Consider the following 421-nt stretch of genomic DNA (forward strand, 5'->3'; position numbering starts at 1 on the left):
ATCCGGATGCCGCCGCCGCCCGCGTGCGCCCGCCGCTCGTGCGCCCGCGCGAAGTCGTGCTGGGCGGCGTGAGCACGGCGCTCGGACGCCACCTCGGCGCGCGGCCGGAGGTCGTGCGGATCCTCTTCGCGGCCGTGACTCTCGCGGGAGGTGCGTACGCGGTGGCCGCGGTGCTGCTCGCCGGCAACCTCTTCGCCGAGGCGATCGGAGCGGCGCCCGTGCTGCTCTACCTGTGGTTCTGGGCGCTCGTGCCGCGCGAGGCGGGCACCCCCGACGCGCCGCGCACGCGTCGGGTGCCGGTCGCGGCCGTGCTCCTCGGGATCGCCGGCGGACTCGCCCTGCTGCTGCCGTTCACCTGGCGGCTCGATCAGCCCGTCCCGCTCGGACTCGTCGAGAGCGCGGCGGCGGCCGTGCTCGCGAT

Annotated in this window: 1 protein-coding gene; it reads left to right on the plus strand. The window is 77.2% G+C overall.

Features of this window, described 5'->3' with window-relative positions:
• Positions 1-421 (plus strand): PspC domain-containing protein (locus tag FJ658_RS15845; protein ID WP_141146272.1); only part of this gene is annotated, 421 nt, incomplete at both ends.

Origin of the sequence: Schumannella sp. 10F1B-5-1 (assembly GCF_006517535.1) — a bacterium.
Lineage (GTDB): Bacteria > Actinomycetota > Actinomycetes > Actinomycetales > Microbacteriaceae > Schumannella.